Annotated in this window: 10 protein-coding genes; 3 read left to right on the top strand and 7 right to left on the bottom strand. The window is 72.3% G+C overall.

Features of this window, described 5'->3' with window-relative positions:
- Positions 1-209 precede the first annotated feature (209 nt).
- From Aru02nite_RS01295 to rpsA, 6 genes are all read right to left on the bottom strand, one after another.
- Positions 210-815: a response regulator transcription factor gene (locus tag Aru02nite_RS01295; protein ID WP_203654170.1), complete on the bottom strand. Its 606-nt coding sequence runs from the start codon at positions 813-815 to the stop codon at positions 210-212.
- Entirely contained in the window at positions 812-1,930 is a 1,119-nt protein-coding gene (locus tag Aru02nite_RS01290; RefSeq protein WP_203654168.1) for a sensor histidine kinase, read from the bottom strand. Before Aru02nite_RS01290 ends, Aru02nite_RS01295 begins: the two co-directional genes overlap by 4 nt.
- Positions 1,931-1,965: 35 nt before the next feature.
- Positions 1,966-2,679 (bottom strand): ABC transporter permease, encoded by a 714-nt coding sequence (locus Aru02nite_RS01285; RefSeq protein WP_203654167.1) that lies wholly within the window; start codon positions 2,677-2,679, stop codon positions 1,966-1,968.
- A complete protein-coding gene (locus Aru02nite_RS01280) occupies positions 2,679-3,578 on the bottom strand; it encodes an ABC transporter ATP-binding protein (RefSeq protein WP_203654166.1) in 900 nt (299 codons plus the stop codon). Before Aru02nite_RS01280 ends, Aru02nite_RS01285 begins: the two co-directional genes overlap by 1 nt.
- Positions 3,579-5,290: 1,712 nt before the next feature.
- Positions 5,291-6,472, bottom strand: a complete 1,182-nt coding sequence (coaE, locus tag Aru02nite_RS01275; protein WP_203654165.1) for a dephospho-CoA kinase — start codon at positions 6,470-6,472, stop codon at positions 5,291-5,293.
- A gap of 113 nt (positions 6,473-6,585) precedes the next feature.
- Positions 6,586-8,112, bottom strand: a complete 1,527-nt coding sequence (gene rpsA, locus Aru02nite_RS01270) for a 30S ribosomal protein S1 (RefSeq protein ID WP_203654164.1) — start codon at positions 8,110-8,112, stop codon at positions 6,586-6,588.
- 613 nt (positions 8,113-8,725) lie between these two features.
- On the opposite strand from rpsA, the gene Aru02nite_RS01265 reads away from it, so the two are divergent.
- The 3 genes from Aru02nite_RS01265 to Aru02nite_RS01255 all read left to right on the top strand — a co-directional run bounded on the left by Aru02nite_RS01265 (position 8,726) and on the right by Aru02nite_RS01255 (position 12,675).
- The gene (locus tag Aru02nite_RS01265) at positions 8,726-9,523 is read left to right on the top strand and encodes a class I SAM-dependent methyltransferase (RefSeq protein WP_203654163.1); all 798 of its coding nucleotides are present in this window, start codon (positions 8,726-8,728) and stop codon (positions 9,521-9,523) included.
- A gap of 281 nt (positions 9,524-9,804) precedes the next feature.
- Positions 9,805-11,826: an MFS transporter gene (locus Aru02nite_RS01260; protein WP_239076265.1), complete on the top strand. Its 2,022-nt coding sequence runs from the start codon at positions 9,805-9,807 to the stop codon at positions 11,824-11,826.
- 24 nt (positions 11,827-11,850) lie between these two features.
- Positions 11,851-12,675, top strand: coding sequence for a M55 family metallopeptidase (locus Aru02nite_RS01255; RefSeq protein ID WP_203654161.1), 825 nt, complete (start codon positions 11,851-11,853; stop codon positions 12,673-12,675).
- Between the two features lie 81 nt (positions 12,676-12,756).
- On the opposite strand, the gene Aru02nite_RS01250 is transcribed toward Aru02nite_RS01255, so the two are convergent.
- The gene (locus Aru02nite_RS01250; protein ID WP_203654159.1) at positions 12,757-14,418 is read right to left on the bottom strand and encodes an APC family permease; all 1,662 of its coding nucleotides are present in this window, start codon (positions 14,416-14,418) and stop codon (positions 12,757-12,759) included.
- Between the last annotated feature and the right edge of the window lie 478 nt (positions 14,419-14,896).

The raw sequence follows: 14,896 nt of genomic DNA, 5'->3' as shown, positions 1-14,896 counted from the left end.
GGCTTCACCGGGCGGATTCCGCTTCGCTGCGCTCGCGTCCACCGCGCCCTCCCGCCGCCGCCACCCGCCCGGATTCACCACCTTGCCGTGCCCGCGCCGCACTACCGCGGAATCCGCGCGGCGGTGCTTGGCGTCGTTCGCGGTTGCCACCGGCTGTGCTCGCACTGCACTCGCGGATTCCGCGGCGATGGGGCTCGCCGCGTTCGGGGTCAGAGCCAGCCGTTGTGGTGGGCGATGCGGGCGGCCTCGGTGCGGTTGCGGGCGGCGGTCTTGCCGATGGCGCTGGACAGGTAGTTGCGGACGGTACCGGCGGACAGGGCGAGGGTGGCGGCGATGTCGGCGACGGAGGCGCCACCCTCGGCGGCGCGCAGGACGTCGCGTTCGCGGTCGGTGAGAGGGCTCGGACCGCTGCCGAGGGAGGCCACGGCGAGCGACGGGTCGAGGACGATCTCCCCGGCCGCGACCCGCCGTACGGCGGCGGCCAGGTCCGCGGCCGGCGCGTCCTTCACCACGAAGCCGCGCGCCCCGGCGTCCATGGCGCGCCGCAGGTAGCCGGGCCGGCCGAACGTGGTGAGGATCAGCACGCGTACCTCCGGGGCGGCGCGACGGATCTCGGCCGTGGCGTCGATGCCGGTCAGTACGGGCATTTCGATGTCGAGCAGCGCCACGTCCGGCCGGTACTCGACCGCCGCGGTCACCGCCTCCGCGCCGTCCGCCGCCTCCGCCACGACGGTCATGTCCGCCTCCAGGCCGAGCAGCGCGGACAGCGCGCCCCGTACGAGGTGCTGGTCCTCGGCCAGCAGCAGCCGGATCATCCGGTGCCGGCCGGCAGTTCGGCGCGCAGCCGGTACCAGCCGTCGGCGCGCTCGGTGACCAGCGTGCCGCCGGCGGCGGTGACGCGCTCGCGCAGCCCGGTCAGGCCGTTGCCGTACCCGGTGTCGGGGCCGGTGCCGCGGCCGTCGTCGCTGACCTCCACCACCACCGTCGCCCCGGTACGGACGACGATGCGGGCGGTCGCCGCGCGGGCGTGCCGTACCACGTTGGTGACGCCCTCACGGACCACCCAGCCGGCGACGTCGGCGGTCCGGGCGGGCAGCTCCCCCGCGTCCGGCGCGGACAGTACGCAGTCGACGCCGGCCGCGGCCAGCAGCGACCGCGCGGTCGACAGCTCACCGGGCAGCGACGAGTCGCGGAAGCCGGACACCGTCGCCCGTACCTCGTCCAGCGCCTCGCGCGCGATCCGCCCCGCGTCGGCCATCTCGGCCGCCGCCCGCTCCGGATCCGCCGGTACCAGGCGGCGCGCCAGGTCCGACTTGAGCGCCACCGCGGCGAGCCGCTGGCCGAGTACGTCGTGCAGGTCGCGGGAGATGCGCAACCGTTCGTCGGCCACGGCCAGCCGGGCCAGCTCGGCCCGCGCCCGCCGCAGCCGCACCATCGCGATCAGCATCCAGTAGAACATCGAGACGAACAGGCCGACCGCGCCGACCGACGCCACGTACCCGGCGAGTCCCGCGCCCCGGTCGCCTTCGTAGACGGCGACGGCGGTCGCGACGGCCAGCACGGCCAGCTCCGCCGGCACCCACCAGCGCTGCGGCAGGTGCCCCGGCAGCGTCGCGATCAGGTAGTACGGGAAGGCGTAGCGCCAGGGCGCGCCGATCGGCACCGTGAGCAGCAGGCTCACCGCGACCAACCCGACCAGCGCGTACGGCGCGGCCAGCTGGAACGGGCGGACCATGCCGACCGACACGAGCCGCACGTACAGCAGGACGAACACGGCCAGCCCCAGCACACCCAGCGCCAGGTTCGCCGTCGACGGCGGATCCGTCACCATCGCCACGATCACCGGGACCAGGTAGCCCAGCCAGCAGCAGGCCAGTACGGTGGCCAGCCGGCGCCGCCGGGGCGTCCAGTCGAAGTGGTCGATCGTCATCGCGGTCAATGGTGCCCCACCCCTGTCACGGCCGGTCAGGACGCCCGGCGGAAACGCCACCCGGCCAGCGCCAGCAGCGCCACCAGCCACCCGGCGAACACCAGCGCACCCGCCCCGAACGGCTGGTGCCCGTCCAGCACCCGCCACGCCAGCTCGCCCGCCCGGTACGACGGGAGGCCCTTCGCCACCGCCGCCAGCCAGCCCGGGAACAGCTGCACCGGCATCCACAGCCCGCCGCCGATCGACAGCGCGAACAGCAGCACGATCGACACCCCGTTCGCGACCTCGTCGCGCGCCGAGTACCCGATGGCGATGCCGAGCGCGGTGAACGGCAAGGTCGCCAACCACAGCAACGGCACCAGCAGCAGCCACGTCGACACCGGCAGGCGCACCCCGTTGACGGCGAAGCCGGCCAGCATGACCAGCAGGATCACCGGCAGCGTCAGCAGTACCGAGGCGGCCAGCTTGATCACCAGGTACCCGGCGGGGCGCAGCGGCGTCAGCGCCAGCGTGCGGGTCCAGCCCCGGGTCCGTTCGGTGGCGATGCGGGCGCCGACCCCCGTCAGACCCGCGCCCATCGCCCCGTACAGCGCCATCGACACCATGTACTGCGCCGCCCAGTTGCTCGCGCCACCCCCGAACACCTGCGTGAACAGCAGGTAGAAGCCGACCGGGAAGCCGACCGTGTACAGCAGGAACGGCACGCTGCGCAGCGTCCGCCGGACCTCCAGCAGCAGATAGGTACCCATCAGTGCGCCTCCGCGCCGGTCAGCTCCAGGAACGCGTCCGTCAGCGCCGCCGCGTTCACCTCGACGTCATGAGCCAGCGGGTACGCCGCCAGCAGCGCCCGCAGCGTCGCGTCCGAATCGTTGCTGCGCAGTACGACCGCCGCGCCGTGCACCTCGACCGACGACACTCCGGGCAGATCCCGCAACGCGTCCGGGTCGGCGTCCGGCAACGTGCACCGCACCTGCCGCGCCGACCCCATCGCCCGGATCGCCGTCGTCGGACCGTCCGCCACCACCCTCCCCCGGTCGATCAGGACGATCCGGTCCGCGACCTCGTCCGCCTCCTCCAGGTAGTGCGTACTGAACAGCACCGTCCGGCCCTGCCCCGCGTACCGCCGCACCCCGGCCCAGAAGTCCCGCCGCGCCGCCACGTCCAGCCCCGCCGTCGGCTCGTCCAACACCAGCAGGCTCGGATCACCCACCAGCGCCAACGCGAACCGCACCCGCTGCTGCTGCCCGCCCGACAACCTGTCCGTACGCCGGCGCAACAGCTCCGACACCCCCGCCGCGGCCGCCACCTCCGCCACCGGCAACGGATGCGGCTGCAACGCGGCGATCGCCCGCAACAGCTCCCCCACCGTCGCGTTCGGCAGCAACGCACCCGCCTGGAGTACGGCGCCGACCCGGCCCTCGTCCAACGCCCGGCGCGGCGCCATGCCGTACAACGACACCTCGCCCGCGTCCGGCGCCCGCAACCCCACCATGATGTCCACCGTGGTCGACTTGCCGGCCCCGTTCGGACCCAGCAGCGCCACCACCTCGCCCGCCGCGATCGTCAGGTCGACGCCGGCCACCGCCGTCACGTCGCCATACCTCTTCCGTACGCCGCGCAGTACGACGGCGTCACCGCTCCCACTCACGCCCACCAGCGTCCCGTCCCCGCCGTACCCGAGGTAGTGCCGTACCACCACCGATCCCCCATGACATCTGTCAGATCCGCGTACGGGCCGACGCGGACGCGGGGTCGGCGTGGGCGGCGTGGGCGGCGCGGGGCCGGCGGGTCGGCGCGGGCGGTGCGGGCGCGGGGCTGGCGGGTCGGTGCGAGCGCGATCGGCACGGGCGCGGGGTCGGCGTGGGCGGCGCGGGCCCGGACGCGATCGGCACGGTGCCGGCCGGCGCTCGGCGCGGTCGACGTGGGCGCGGGGTCGGCGCGGTCGACGCGGGCGCGGGGCCGGCGGGTCGGCGCGGGCGCGATCGGCGCGGTGCCGGCCGGGTGGGTGCGGGCAGTCCGGCGCAGGCCGGGTGAGTTGGTGAAGTTCCGTGGGCGGTTCTGCGGGCGCCGCTCTGGTCGGGACTGCGGGTGGGCGCCGCGGTGCGGTTGTACGGCGGCGCCGCGGCCCGGTCGCGATGCTGTGGGTGCGGCGCTGCTGGTGTGGCGCTGCCGGTGTGGCAATGCGTGCCCGGCCTTGCGCACGCGACGCTGCGGGTGCGCCTCTGCAGGTACAACGCTCCGGGCGTGCTCTGCGGATGGGGTGGCATGGGTGTAGGCGGAACGGTGCTGTGGTCTCGGGCACCGCACTCACGGGCTTTCTAGGTAGCTGGTTTCATGTCCGCGGCGCGTGCGGCGTGCAAGCCACCGCACCACCGCACCACCGCACCACCGGGCCGCCGGGCACCGGGCCACCGGGCCACCGGGCCACCGGGCCGTAGGAACGACGATCCGAGCCGGCGCCATCAGCCAACGGTCCCCCGCATCACAGCGATTCCCGAAACCGTTGGCATCAACCGGCGCGGCGAGACCCGCGCCTGCCTGCCGGTGAAGCCGCGTGAAGCGGCGGAAACGTTGCCACGAAGCCGAACCAGCCCGCGCAAGGGCACGACGGGGCCGCCTCGTTCACGAAGACCGGACAGATTAGCCAGCACCAGATCATCGGAGCCCGCTGGTAGACCGAACCGAACTGGCGCCGCGCAAGGCCAGCCATCGCCGCCCACCGGAATCGGCACGAGACGGCGTCCGCAGTCCGCCTGTGACCAACCGAGACGGTGTCCGCAGTCCACCCGTTGCCGAACCCGCGACGGCACCACCCAGAACCAGGCCACCACGTCCTGCACGCAGACCGAACCGGGACGACGCCACCCAGAACCCGGCCACCACGTTCTACCCCCAGACCGAACCGGGACGGCGCCACGCGATACCAGGCCACCACGTCCTGCCCGCAGACCGAGCCGGGTCGGCGCCACGCACGGGCATGACAATGCTGCCGAACCGAAGTACTTCCTCGCGCCCGGCCGGTTGCACGACCGGCTCGTCGCGGTGGCGCGGGACAGCGGTGCGGTGGCAGTGGCCGACCGCGTACGTTCCTCCACAGTGGACCAGGGCGACCGGCGGTGCGCGGCCACCTCGGGTGGATCCCAAGCCAGACAGGGGATCCGTGTCCCGTCCGACGAGGGCACGCCCCGCAAACACCGCGCCCACCCACGGCCCAGACCCGAAGGCGCCACGCCGCGCCACAGCGCCCCGGCACAGCCCTAACCGACACGGCCGTACGACCAGCGCACCGACACACCGAGCCATGCCGTACCCGGGCGACGCGGCGCACGGCCGGGCCCGGGCAGTACCGGATGACGGTGGTCAGGCGGACCAGGCGGTCTCGGCGGTCCAGCGGTCGAGTTCGGGCAGCGCCCGGGCGAACCAGGGATCCTTCAACTCGGCGTACTCCGTGGTCGTGGCGCCGGTGTCGGCGAGCCGGCGTTTGAGCGCGGCGTAGCTGGCGAGGGCGGCGGGTTCGGCGCGCAGCCAGTCGCGGAACGCCAGCGCGTACCGCCAGGCGGGTGACGCGGCGGTCCGGACGTGCAGTTGGACGAGCCGGCCGGGGTCGGCGGAGCCATGGAATCGCTTGACCAGCAAGGCTTCCGGGGCACCGCCGGGTGGCGGGCCGTCCCACCAGTCGCCGGCGTACCGCGGGAGGCCGGTGGCGGCGAGCAGGTCGGCGAGGTCGTCGGCGGCGGCGAGGTCCGGTACGACGAGTTGCAGGTCGAGCACGTCCTTGGCGGCGAGTCCGGGCACGGAGGTGGAGCCGATGTGGTCGAGCCGCAGGTACCGGTCGCCGAGCGCGTGCCGGATCCGGGCGGCGACCCGTTCGTACTGCTGCGGCCAGGTCGGATCGGGTTCGGCGATGTGCAGCGTCTCGGGCCGGCGCACGGGGTTGCGTTCCCGCACGTTCCGCTCGTACGGCACCAGCCGCGTCGACCACAGCGTGTCCACCGCCGCGGCCAGCGCCTCGCGGGTACCGGAGTTGTCGAGCAGGACGTCGGCGGCGGCGGCGCGTTGCGCGTCGGTGGCCTGGGCGGCGATCCGGGCGTCGGCCGCCTCGGCGGTCATGCCGCGCGCGACCAGCCGTTCGCGCCGCACCGCCGGGTCCGCCGCCACCACCAGCACCAGGTGGTACGTCGGCGTCAGCCCCGTCTCCACCAGCAGCGGTACGTCGTTGACGACGACCGCGTCGGCCGGGGCCGCGGCGATCAGCTTCGCCGCGCGGGCACGGACGAGCGGGTGCACGATCGCCTCCAGCCGGCCCCGCGCGGCCGGATCGGCGAACACGATCTGCGCCAGCCGCGCCCGGTCCAGCCCGTCCGCACCGACCACGTCCGCACCGAACTCGGCCGCCACCGCCGCGATCCCCGGCGTACCGGGGGCGACGACCTCGCGCGCCAGTACGTCGGAGTCGACGAGGACGGCGCCGCGCGCCACCAGCAGCCCGGCCACCTCGCTCTTGCCGGCGCCGATCCCGCCGGTCAGTCCCACCCGCAGCACGGCCGCAAGTCTGCCAGCCGTCGCCGTGGGGCCGCCGCCGACTCCCCCGGACACGACGGAGCCCCGCCGGACCAGGTCCGACGGGGCTCCGCTTCGTACGTGCTACCGGCCGATCAGCCCTTGCCGCCGGCCAGCTTCTCGCGGAGCGCGGCCAGGGCCTCGTCCGTGGCCAGCGTGCCCGCCGGCTCGGCACCACCCGCGGCCGGGGCGCTCTGCGCCGGCGCGCTGCTGGTGCTCGCGCCCGCGCTCGCCGCCGGGGCCTCGGCCGCCGCGGCGGCCTCCGCCTCGCGCGACTCCGTGATCTGCTTCATGTGCTGCTCGAACCGGGTGTGCGCCTCGGCGTACTCCCGCTCCCACGTCTCGCGCTGCGAGTCGTAGCCCTCCAGCCACTCGCCGGTCTCCGGGTCGAAGCCCTCGGGGTACTTGTAGTTCCCCTCGGCGTCGTACTCGGCGGCCATGCCGTACAGCGTGGGGTCGAAGTGCTCCTCGCCGGTGTCGACGAAGCCCTCGTTGGCCTGCTTCAGCGACAGCGAGATCCGACGGCGCTCAAGGTCGATGTCGATGACCTTGACCATGACCTCCTTGCCGACGGTCACGACCTGCTCCGGCACCTCGACGTGGCGCTCGGCCAGCTCGGAGATGTGCACCAGGCCCTCGATGCCGTCGTCGACGCGCACGAACGCACCGAACGGAACCAGCTTCGTGACCTTGCCCGGCACGATCTGGCCGATCTGGTGGGTCCGGGCGAACTGACGCCACGGGTCCTCCTGGGTCGCCTTGAGCGACAGCGACACGCGCTCGCGCTCCAGGTCGACGTCCAGCACCTCGACCTCGACCTCCTGGCCGACCTCGACGACCTCGGACGGGTGGTCGATGTGCTTCCAGGACAGCTCGGAGACGTGCACCAGACCGTCCACGCCGCCCAGGTCGACGAACGCACCGAAGTTGACGATCGAGGACACGACGCCCTTGCGGACCTGCCCCTTCGCCAGCTTGTTGAGGAACTCGGTGCGCACCTCGGACTGGGTCTGCTCCAGCCAGGCGCGGCGCGACAGAACCACGTTGTTGCGGTTCTTGTCCAGCTCGATGATCTTCGCTTCGAGCTCGCGCCCCACGTACGGCTGGAGGTCGCGCACGCGCCGCATCTCCACCAGGGAGGCAGGCAGGAAGCCACGCAGACCGATGTCCAGGATCAGGCCACCCTTGACCACCTCGATGACGGTGCCGCGAACCACGCCGTCCTCGTCCTTGATCTTCTCGATCGTGCCCCACGCCCGCTCGTACTGCGCGCGCTTCTTCGAGAGGATCAGCCGGCCCTCCTTGTCCTCCTTCTGGAGAACCAGGGCCTCGATGTGGTCACCGACCGACACGACCTCGTGCGGGTCCACATCGTGCTTGATGGACAGCTCGCGGGAGGGGATCACGCCCTCCGTCTTGTAACCGATGTCGAGCAGGACCTCGTCCCGGTCGACCTTGACGACGGTACCTTCGACGATGTCGCCGTCATTGAAGTACTTGATCGTCTCGTCGATGGCGGCGAGGAACGCTTCCTCGGAACCGATGTCGTCAACGGCGATCTGGTTGCCGCCGGCCTTGCTGGCCGCGGCGATGTTCGAGGTGGCCTCGACACTGCTCGTCATGTGGGAGATTGCTCCGTCGGGTGGGTGTTCGGTCGGTCTGCGCGCCCCGAGGTCAGTCCAACCGGACGGACGATCAGCAGCCGACGTACGAGATCATGATGGTGAGGATCCCTTTGTGACCACCGGACCGGGCTCCGGATGACGCGGGCCTGCTCCCTGCCGAGACACGCAGACCCCGAGCGCATCCGCCAGCCTACCGTGCGCCATACCATAAGGTCCAACCCTCCCCCAAAACCCCAGCTCCACGTGATCCGGATCGACACCGGATCCGCCCAACCAGGCCGGATCCGCGTACCACGGGAGTGTCGGACGCGGGTGTCCGCCGGGTGTCCGCCGACCGGCATGTTCCACCGAATCCGGCATTCCGCCCCCGGGTACGACGCACGCGGCACCGCGACGGTGTGCGCGACGACACGTTCACCGGCGACGAGGCCACACGGGACGATTCCGTACATCCGTGGTGTTCCGGACCGTGGCGGCCGATCGGACACCGCGCGCCGTGGGCGTCGATGTCCACTGTGGACGGTGCCGGCGACCTGAATCCGTCCACAGTGGAGCGTCGGCCCGGTGGGTTGGCCGGCGTCGGCGCGCGGGCGGGCTCTACGGTGGGCGGGTGGCAGATCGGGTGGGACGGCGGGCGGTCGGCAGTGCGGCGTCCCGACGGGCGAGCCGGCACTGGTGGGACGCCGACGCCGCCAGCTACCAGGCGGAACACGGCCGGTTCCTGGGCGACGCGGACTTCGTGTGGTGTCCCGAGGGCCTGACCGAGTCGTCGGCCGGGCTGCTCGGCGACGTCACCGGCCGGCGGGTACTGGAGGTCGGCTGCGGCGCGGCGTCCTGTTCGCGCTGGCTGGCGCGGCAGGGGGCGTACCCGGTGGCGTTCGATCTGTCGGCCGGGATGCTGGGCGAGGCGCGCGCCGCCGCCGGGCGTACCGGGACGCGGGTGCCGCTGGTACAGGCCGACGCGGAGGCGCTGCCGTTCGCGGACCGCAGCTTCGACGTGGCGGCGACCGCCTTCGGCGCGGTGCCGTTCGTGGCCGACCCGGGTGCGGTCATGCGCGAGGTGTACCGGGTGCTGCGGCCCGGCGGACGGTGGGTGTTCGCCGTGACGCACCCGATGCGCTGGATCTTCCTCGACGACCCCGGGGAACGCGGCCTCGTCGCCGTCCACTCGTACTTCGACCGCACGCCGTACGTGGAGTACGACGAGCGCGGGGTTCCGACGTACGTGGAGCACCACCGGACGCTGGGCGACCGGGTACGCGACCTGGTGTCGGCCGGGTTCACGCTGACCGACGTGGTCGAACCGGAGTGGCCCGACGGGCACGAGCAGCTGTGGGGGCAGTGGAGTCCGCTGCGCGGCCGGCTGTTCCCCGGTACCGCGATCTTCGTGGCGCACCGCCCGGACTGAGCGCACCGCCCGGGCTGAGCGCATCCCGGGCTTGGGCGCACCCCGGGCTTGGGCGCACCCGGCGCTGGGTGCGCCGCCCGGACTGAGCGCGGCGCCGGCCGGCAGGAGTCGGCGCGTCCGCGGCGATCCCCGCCGTACCGGGGGGGTCGGGGTGGGACGGCGCCGGCACGGCACTGGTGTCGGGGATCGGCGCGGGTGGATGCGGGCGGGCCCGGTGGCAGGTCGCTTGCTGTTCCGCCGATTCCGCCCGGACCGGACCCGCGCGTGGCTACCGTGAGCGCGTGAGTGCCGACACGGCGGAAACCGTCGCCCCGCCCGAGATCACCGGGAGTCGACGGTGGCTGATCATCAGCGGCCTGCTGGCCTGCATGCTGCTCGCCGCGCTGGATCAGACGATCGTGTCGACCGCGCTGCCGACGATCGTCGCGGACCTGGGCGGCGTGGCGCACCTGTCCTGGGTGGTCACCGCGTACCTGCTGGCGGCGACGGCGACGACGCCGCTGTGGGGCAAGCTGGGCGACCAGTTCGGGCGCAAGCGGCTGCTGCAGGTGGCGGTCGTGGTGTTCCTGATCGGCTCGGCGCTGTCCGGGCTGAGCCAGAACATGGGGATGCTGATCGCGTTCCGGGCGTTGCAGGGGCTCGGCGGCGGCGGGCTGATGGTGCTGTCGCAGGCGACCGTCGGCGACGTCGTACCGCCGCGTGAACGTGGCCGGTACCAGGGTGTGTTCGGGGCGGTGTTCGGCGCGTCGAGCGTGATCGGGCCGCTGCTCGGCGGGTTCTTCGTGGACAACCTGTCGTGGCGCTGGGTGTTCTACATCAACCTGCCGATCGGGGCGCTCGCGCTGGTGATCACGGCGCTGGCACTGCCGGCGCACCTGACGCGCGACCGTCCCGCGATCGACTACCTCGGCATCGTACTGATCGCCGGCGCGGCGGTGTCCCTGGTGCTGTTCACCAGCTGGGGCGGCACCGTGTACCCGTGGGCGTCGTGGCAGGTGATCGGCGTGGCCGTACTCGGGGTGGCGTTGATCTTCGCGTTCGTCGCGGCGGAACGCCGGGCCCGGGAACCCGTACTGCCGCTGCGGCTGTTCACCACCCGGGTGTTCTCGGTGGCGTCGGTGATCGGCTTCGTGGTCGGCTTCGGTATGTTCGGCGCCATCACGTACCTGCCGATCTACCTGCAGGTGGTGACGGGCGTCGGGCCGACCGAGTCGGGGCTGCGGATGCTGCCGATGATGGTCGGCGTGCTGCTCACGTCGATCGTCAGCGGGCAGCTCATCACGCGCACCGGCCGGTACAAGGTGTTCCCGGTGGCGGGGACGGCGATCATGGCGATCGGCCTGTACCTGCTGTCCCGGCTGGGCGTGGACACCGGGTTCTGGGCGGCGTCCGGCGCAATGTTCGTGCTGGGGTTCGGGCTGGGCATGGTCATGCAGGTGCTGGTGCTCGCCGTACAGAACGGCGCGGACTACAAGGACCTCGGCGTGGCGACTTCCGGCGCGACGTTCTTCCGGTCCATCGGCGGCTCGTTCGGGGTGGCGGTGTTCGGCGCGGTGTTCGCCAGCGCGCTCACCTCCAACCTGGCGAAGTACGTGCCGGCCGGTGCGCTGCCGGGCGGCAGCGAGCAGGCGGCGGCACCGTCCCGGGCGGCGCTGTCGAAGCTGCCGCCGCAGATCCTCGACGACGTGGTCCACGCGTACGCGCAGAGCATCCACACCGTGTTCCTGTGGGCGGTACCGGTGGCGCTGCTGGCGTTCGCGTTGACGTTCCTGCTGCCGGAGGTGCCGCTGCGGGCGACGAGCCGCGCCACCGACCCCGGCGGTACGCCGAACGCCCGGGACTCGTGGAACGAGCTGGAACGCGCGCTGACCGTACTGGTGCACCGGGAGGACGCGACCAAGGTGTACGGCTGGCTCGCCGACCGGGCGGGGCTGGCCGTGTCGCCCGGCGCGTGCTGGCTGCTGTGCTGGCTGGGCCGGCATCCGTCGCCGAGCCCGGCGGAGCTGCCGCGGCGCGAGTCGCTCGGCGCCGGCCGGGTCACCGGCTGGCTGGGCGAGTTGCAGGACGCCGGCCTCGTACGGATCGGGCACGCGGTCACCCTCACCACCGACGGCCGCGACGCGCTGGACCGGCTCGCCGACGCCCGCTGCGCCGGCCTGGAACAGCTGCTCGACGGCTGGGAGCCCGACCTGCACCCGGACCTGCGCGCACGCCTCACCGTACTGGCGCACGACCTGCTCGGCGCCGAGTCGGGCCGGTCCGTCTCGCCGGCCGAACCGGGCGAGGTCGCGACCCGCCCCTGACCGCCGCGAGGGGACACTGTCGACATGAAGGTATTCGTGTCGGTGGACCTGGAAGGTGTCGCCGGGGTCGTCGACTGGGCGCAGATCACCCGCACCGGGGAGGACTACGCGCTCGGCCGCCGGCTCGCGCTCGCCGAGGTGAACGCCGCGATCGAGGGCGCGCTCGCCGCCGGCGCCACCGAGATCCTCGTCAACGACGCGCACTCGGTGATGCGCAACCTCGCCCCGGACGAACTTGCCGGGCAGGCCAGCTACCTGTCCGGCCGGTACAAGCCGCTGTACATGATGCAGGGGCTCGACGCGAGCTTCGACGCCGTGCTGTTCCTCGGGTACCACGCGGCGATGCCGACGCCGGGGATCCTGTCCCACACGTACAACCCGGGTGCGGTGCACGACGTGCGGATCAACGGGACCGTGGCCGGCGAGTCCGGGCTCAACGCGCTCGTCGCGCAACACCACCGGGTACCGGTCGCGGTCGTCACCGGCGACCAGTACGTGGGGCCGGAGGCGGCGCCGTTCTGCCCGGGCGTCACGCCGATCGTGGTGAAGGAGTCCACCAACCGGTACGCCGCGACCAGCCTGCACCCGGAGCGGGCCCGGCGCGCGATCCACGACGGCGTACGCGCGGCGCTGGCCGGCCTGGCGGGGCTCACGCCACCCGCGATCGACCTGCCGGTACGGATCGAGGTCGACCTCGTCTCCCCCGACATGGCCGAACAGTCGGCCTGGATCCGCGGCGTGACGCGCACCGGCACCCGCACCGTCGCGTACACCGAGGACGACGCGCTCACCGCGTTCCGCACGTTCATGACGCTGGTGTACCTGACCCGGTCGCTCGTCGAACGCTGACGCCCGGCCGGGCGCGCGACGGGGGCGTACACGCGGACGGCCCCGACGCGAACGCCGGGGCCGTCGCAACTGCGCGCCGGGTCAGGCCATGCCGACCTCGACCTCGTCGTGCGGGGTGTCGCTGATCATCGACTGCATCCGCTCCCGGGAGAACCGGGTACGCCAGGCCAGCCAGTAGATGAACACGCTCCACACGGCGTTGACCGCGAAACCCCAGCCGAGCGCGATGATGCCCAGGCCGTTGCCGTAGTCGCCGATGAAGCTGATGAAGGCCAGACCGGCCAGCCACACGATCGTCCAGTAGCCGTGCTTGAGGTCCAGGCCGCCGATCGGCTTGATCTGCTTGGTCGCGGTGAACACCGCCAGCAGCACCAGACCGATCAGGATCGCGACGAAGAACTTCCAGTTCGTCGACCAGCCCGCCCAGTACACGATCAGGTTGGACGAGTAGAAGGCGAGCAGCGGGATGACGTGGCCGCCCGGCACCTTGAACGGGCGCTTCGCGTCGGGCAGTTCGGTGCGCATCGCCGCCCACACCAGCGGGCCGGAACCGAACGACAGCACCGTCGCCGAGGTGACCAGGCCGACCAGCTGCTGCCAGCTCGGGAACGGCAGCAGGAAGATCAGACCGAGGACGAACGTCACGATCGTGGCCACCCACGGCACACCGTTGCGGTTGATCTTCGCCAGACCGGACGGCGCGTTGCCGTTCTTCGCCATCACGTACCCGAGGCGGGAGGTGACGGCGTTGTAGATCAGGCCGGTGTCACCGGGCGAGACGATCGCGTCGATGTACAGCACGACGGCCAGCCAGCCCAGGCCGATGATCGTGGCGATCGCGGCCAGCGGGCCGAAGTCGTTGGCGAACGCCAGCTTCGCCCAGCCGTCGGAGTGCATCAGGTCGCTCGGCCGCACCGCGCCGATGAACGCGACCTGCAGGCCGATGTAGATGATCGTCGTGATCACCACGGAACCGATCACCGCGAACGGCACGTTCCGCTTGGGGTTGCTGGTCTCACCGGCCAGCTCGATGCCCTGCCGGAAACCCAGGAACGAGAACGTGATGCCGGCCGTGGCGATCGCGGTGAAGATGCCGTGCGCGCCGGCCGGTGCGAAGTGGTGGCTCGTGAAGTTCGCCCCGTGGAAGGCGGTCACCGCGAACGCGACGATCACCAGCACGATCACGGCCAGCTTCCACCACACCATGACGTTGTTGATCTGCGCGAAGAACTTCACGCCGATCACGTTCACCACGCAGAACAGCGCCAGCAGCAGGATCGCCACCACGATGCCGATCGGCTTCAGCGTGTGCACCGTCTCGCCGTTCACCATGTGCTCGGCGGTGAAGCCCGAGTAGTACTTCGTCGCGTACTGCAGGACACCGGTGACCTCGATCGGCGCCACCACCGCCGCCGCGAGCCAGGTGATCCAGCCCATGGTGTAGCTCGCGAACGAGCCGAACGCGTACTGCGGGAAGCGGATCACGCCGCCGGTCACCGGGTACATCGTGCCCAGCTCGGCGAACGTCAGGCCGATCAGGATGATCATCACGCCGGCGATCAGCCAGGAGAAGATCGCCGCCGGGCCCGCCTGCTGCGCCGCGTTCAACGCGCCGAACAGCCAACCCGAACCGATGATCGATCCGATCCCGGTGAACAGCAGACCGATGCGCCCGATGTCCCGCCTCAGATGGTGCTTTGTCGCCGTACCGCTGTCCGAAGACGGCTCAGCCGCTGTCGTCACCTACGACCTCCTCTACCAACCGGCGCCGTCGTTGGCGCCGGCGACCCGGGTACTGCCGCCCACCTCGGCCCACTGCCCGGTTCGACCGTTCGTACCTGCCGGCGGGGTCGGCTCGTCGCCGAAGCGAGATGCCCCCTTAGCCGATCTTGTCGCACCATACTGCGATTCGTGCGGCCCGCCAGATCCCGGGGACACCCATCCCGCAACGACTCGGTAACGCCATCGTCATCGCGTACCCCGGCCAGGCCCCCGGCATTCCTCCGTACGACCAGCAGAAACCACCGGCACCATCGCGCACACCACCCGTGACCGGACCACACCGCCCGTCACCCTCCGGTACGCCAGCGCATCGTCACCGCGCACGTCTCGCCCAGGTAACAGCCCGCGCGACCCGCCCCGAACCGGACACGGGCGCTGCCGTACTGCCTGGTTCGGGCGGGAACGGACCGCCGCGGGACCAGCCGGCACCGACCGTCGG

The organism is Actinocatenispora rupis (genome assembly GCF_016861975.1).
Lineage (GTDB): Bacteria > Actinomycetota > Actinomycetes > Mycobacteriales > Micromonosporaceae > Actinocatenispora > Actinocatenispora rupis.
Note: the sequence above shows the minus strand (reverse complement) of the source record. Positions and strands in the feature narration are given on the sequence as shown.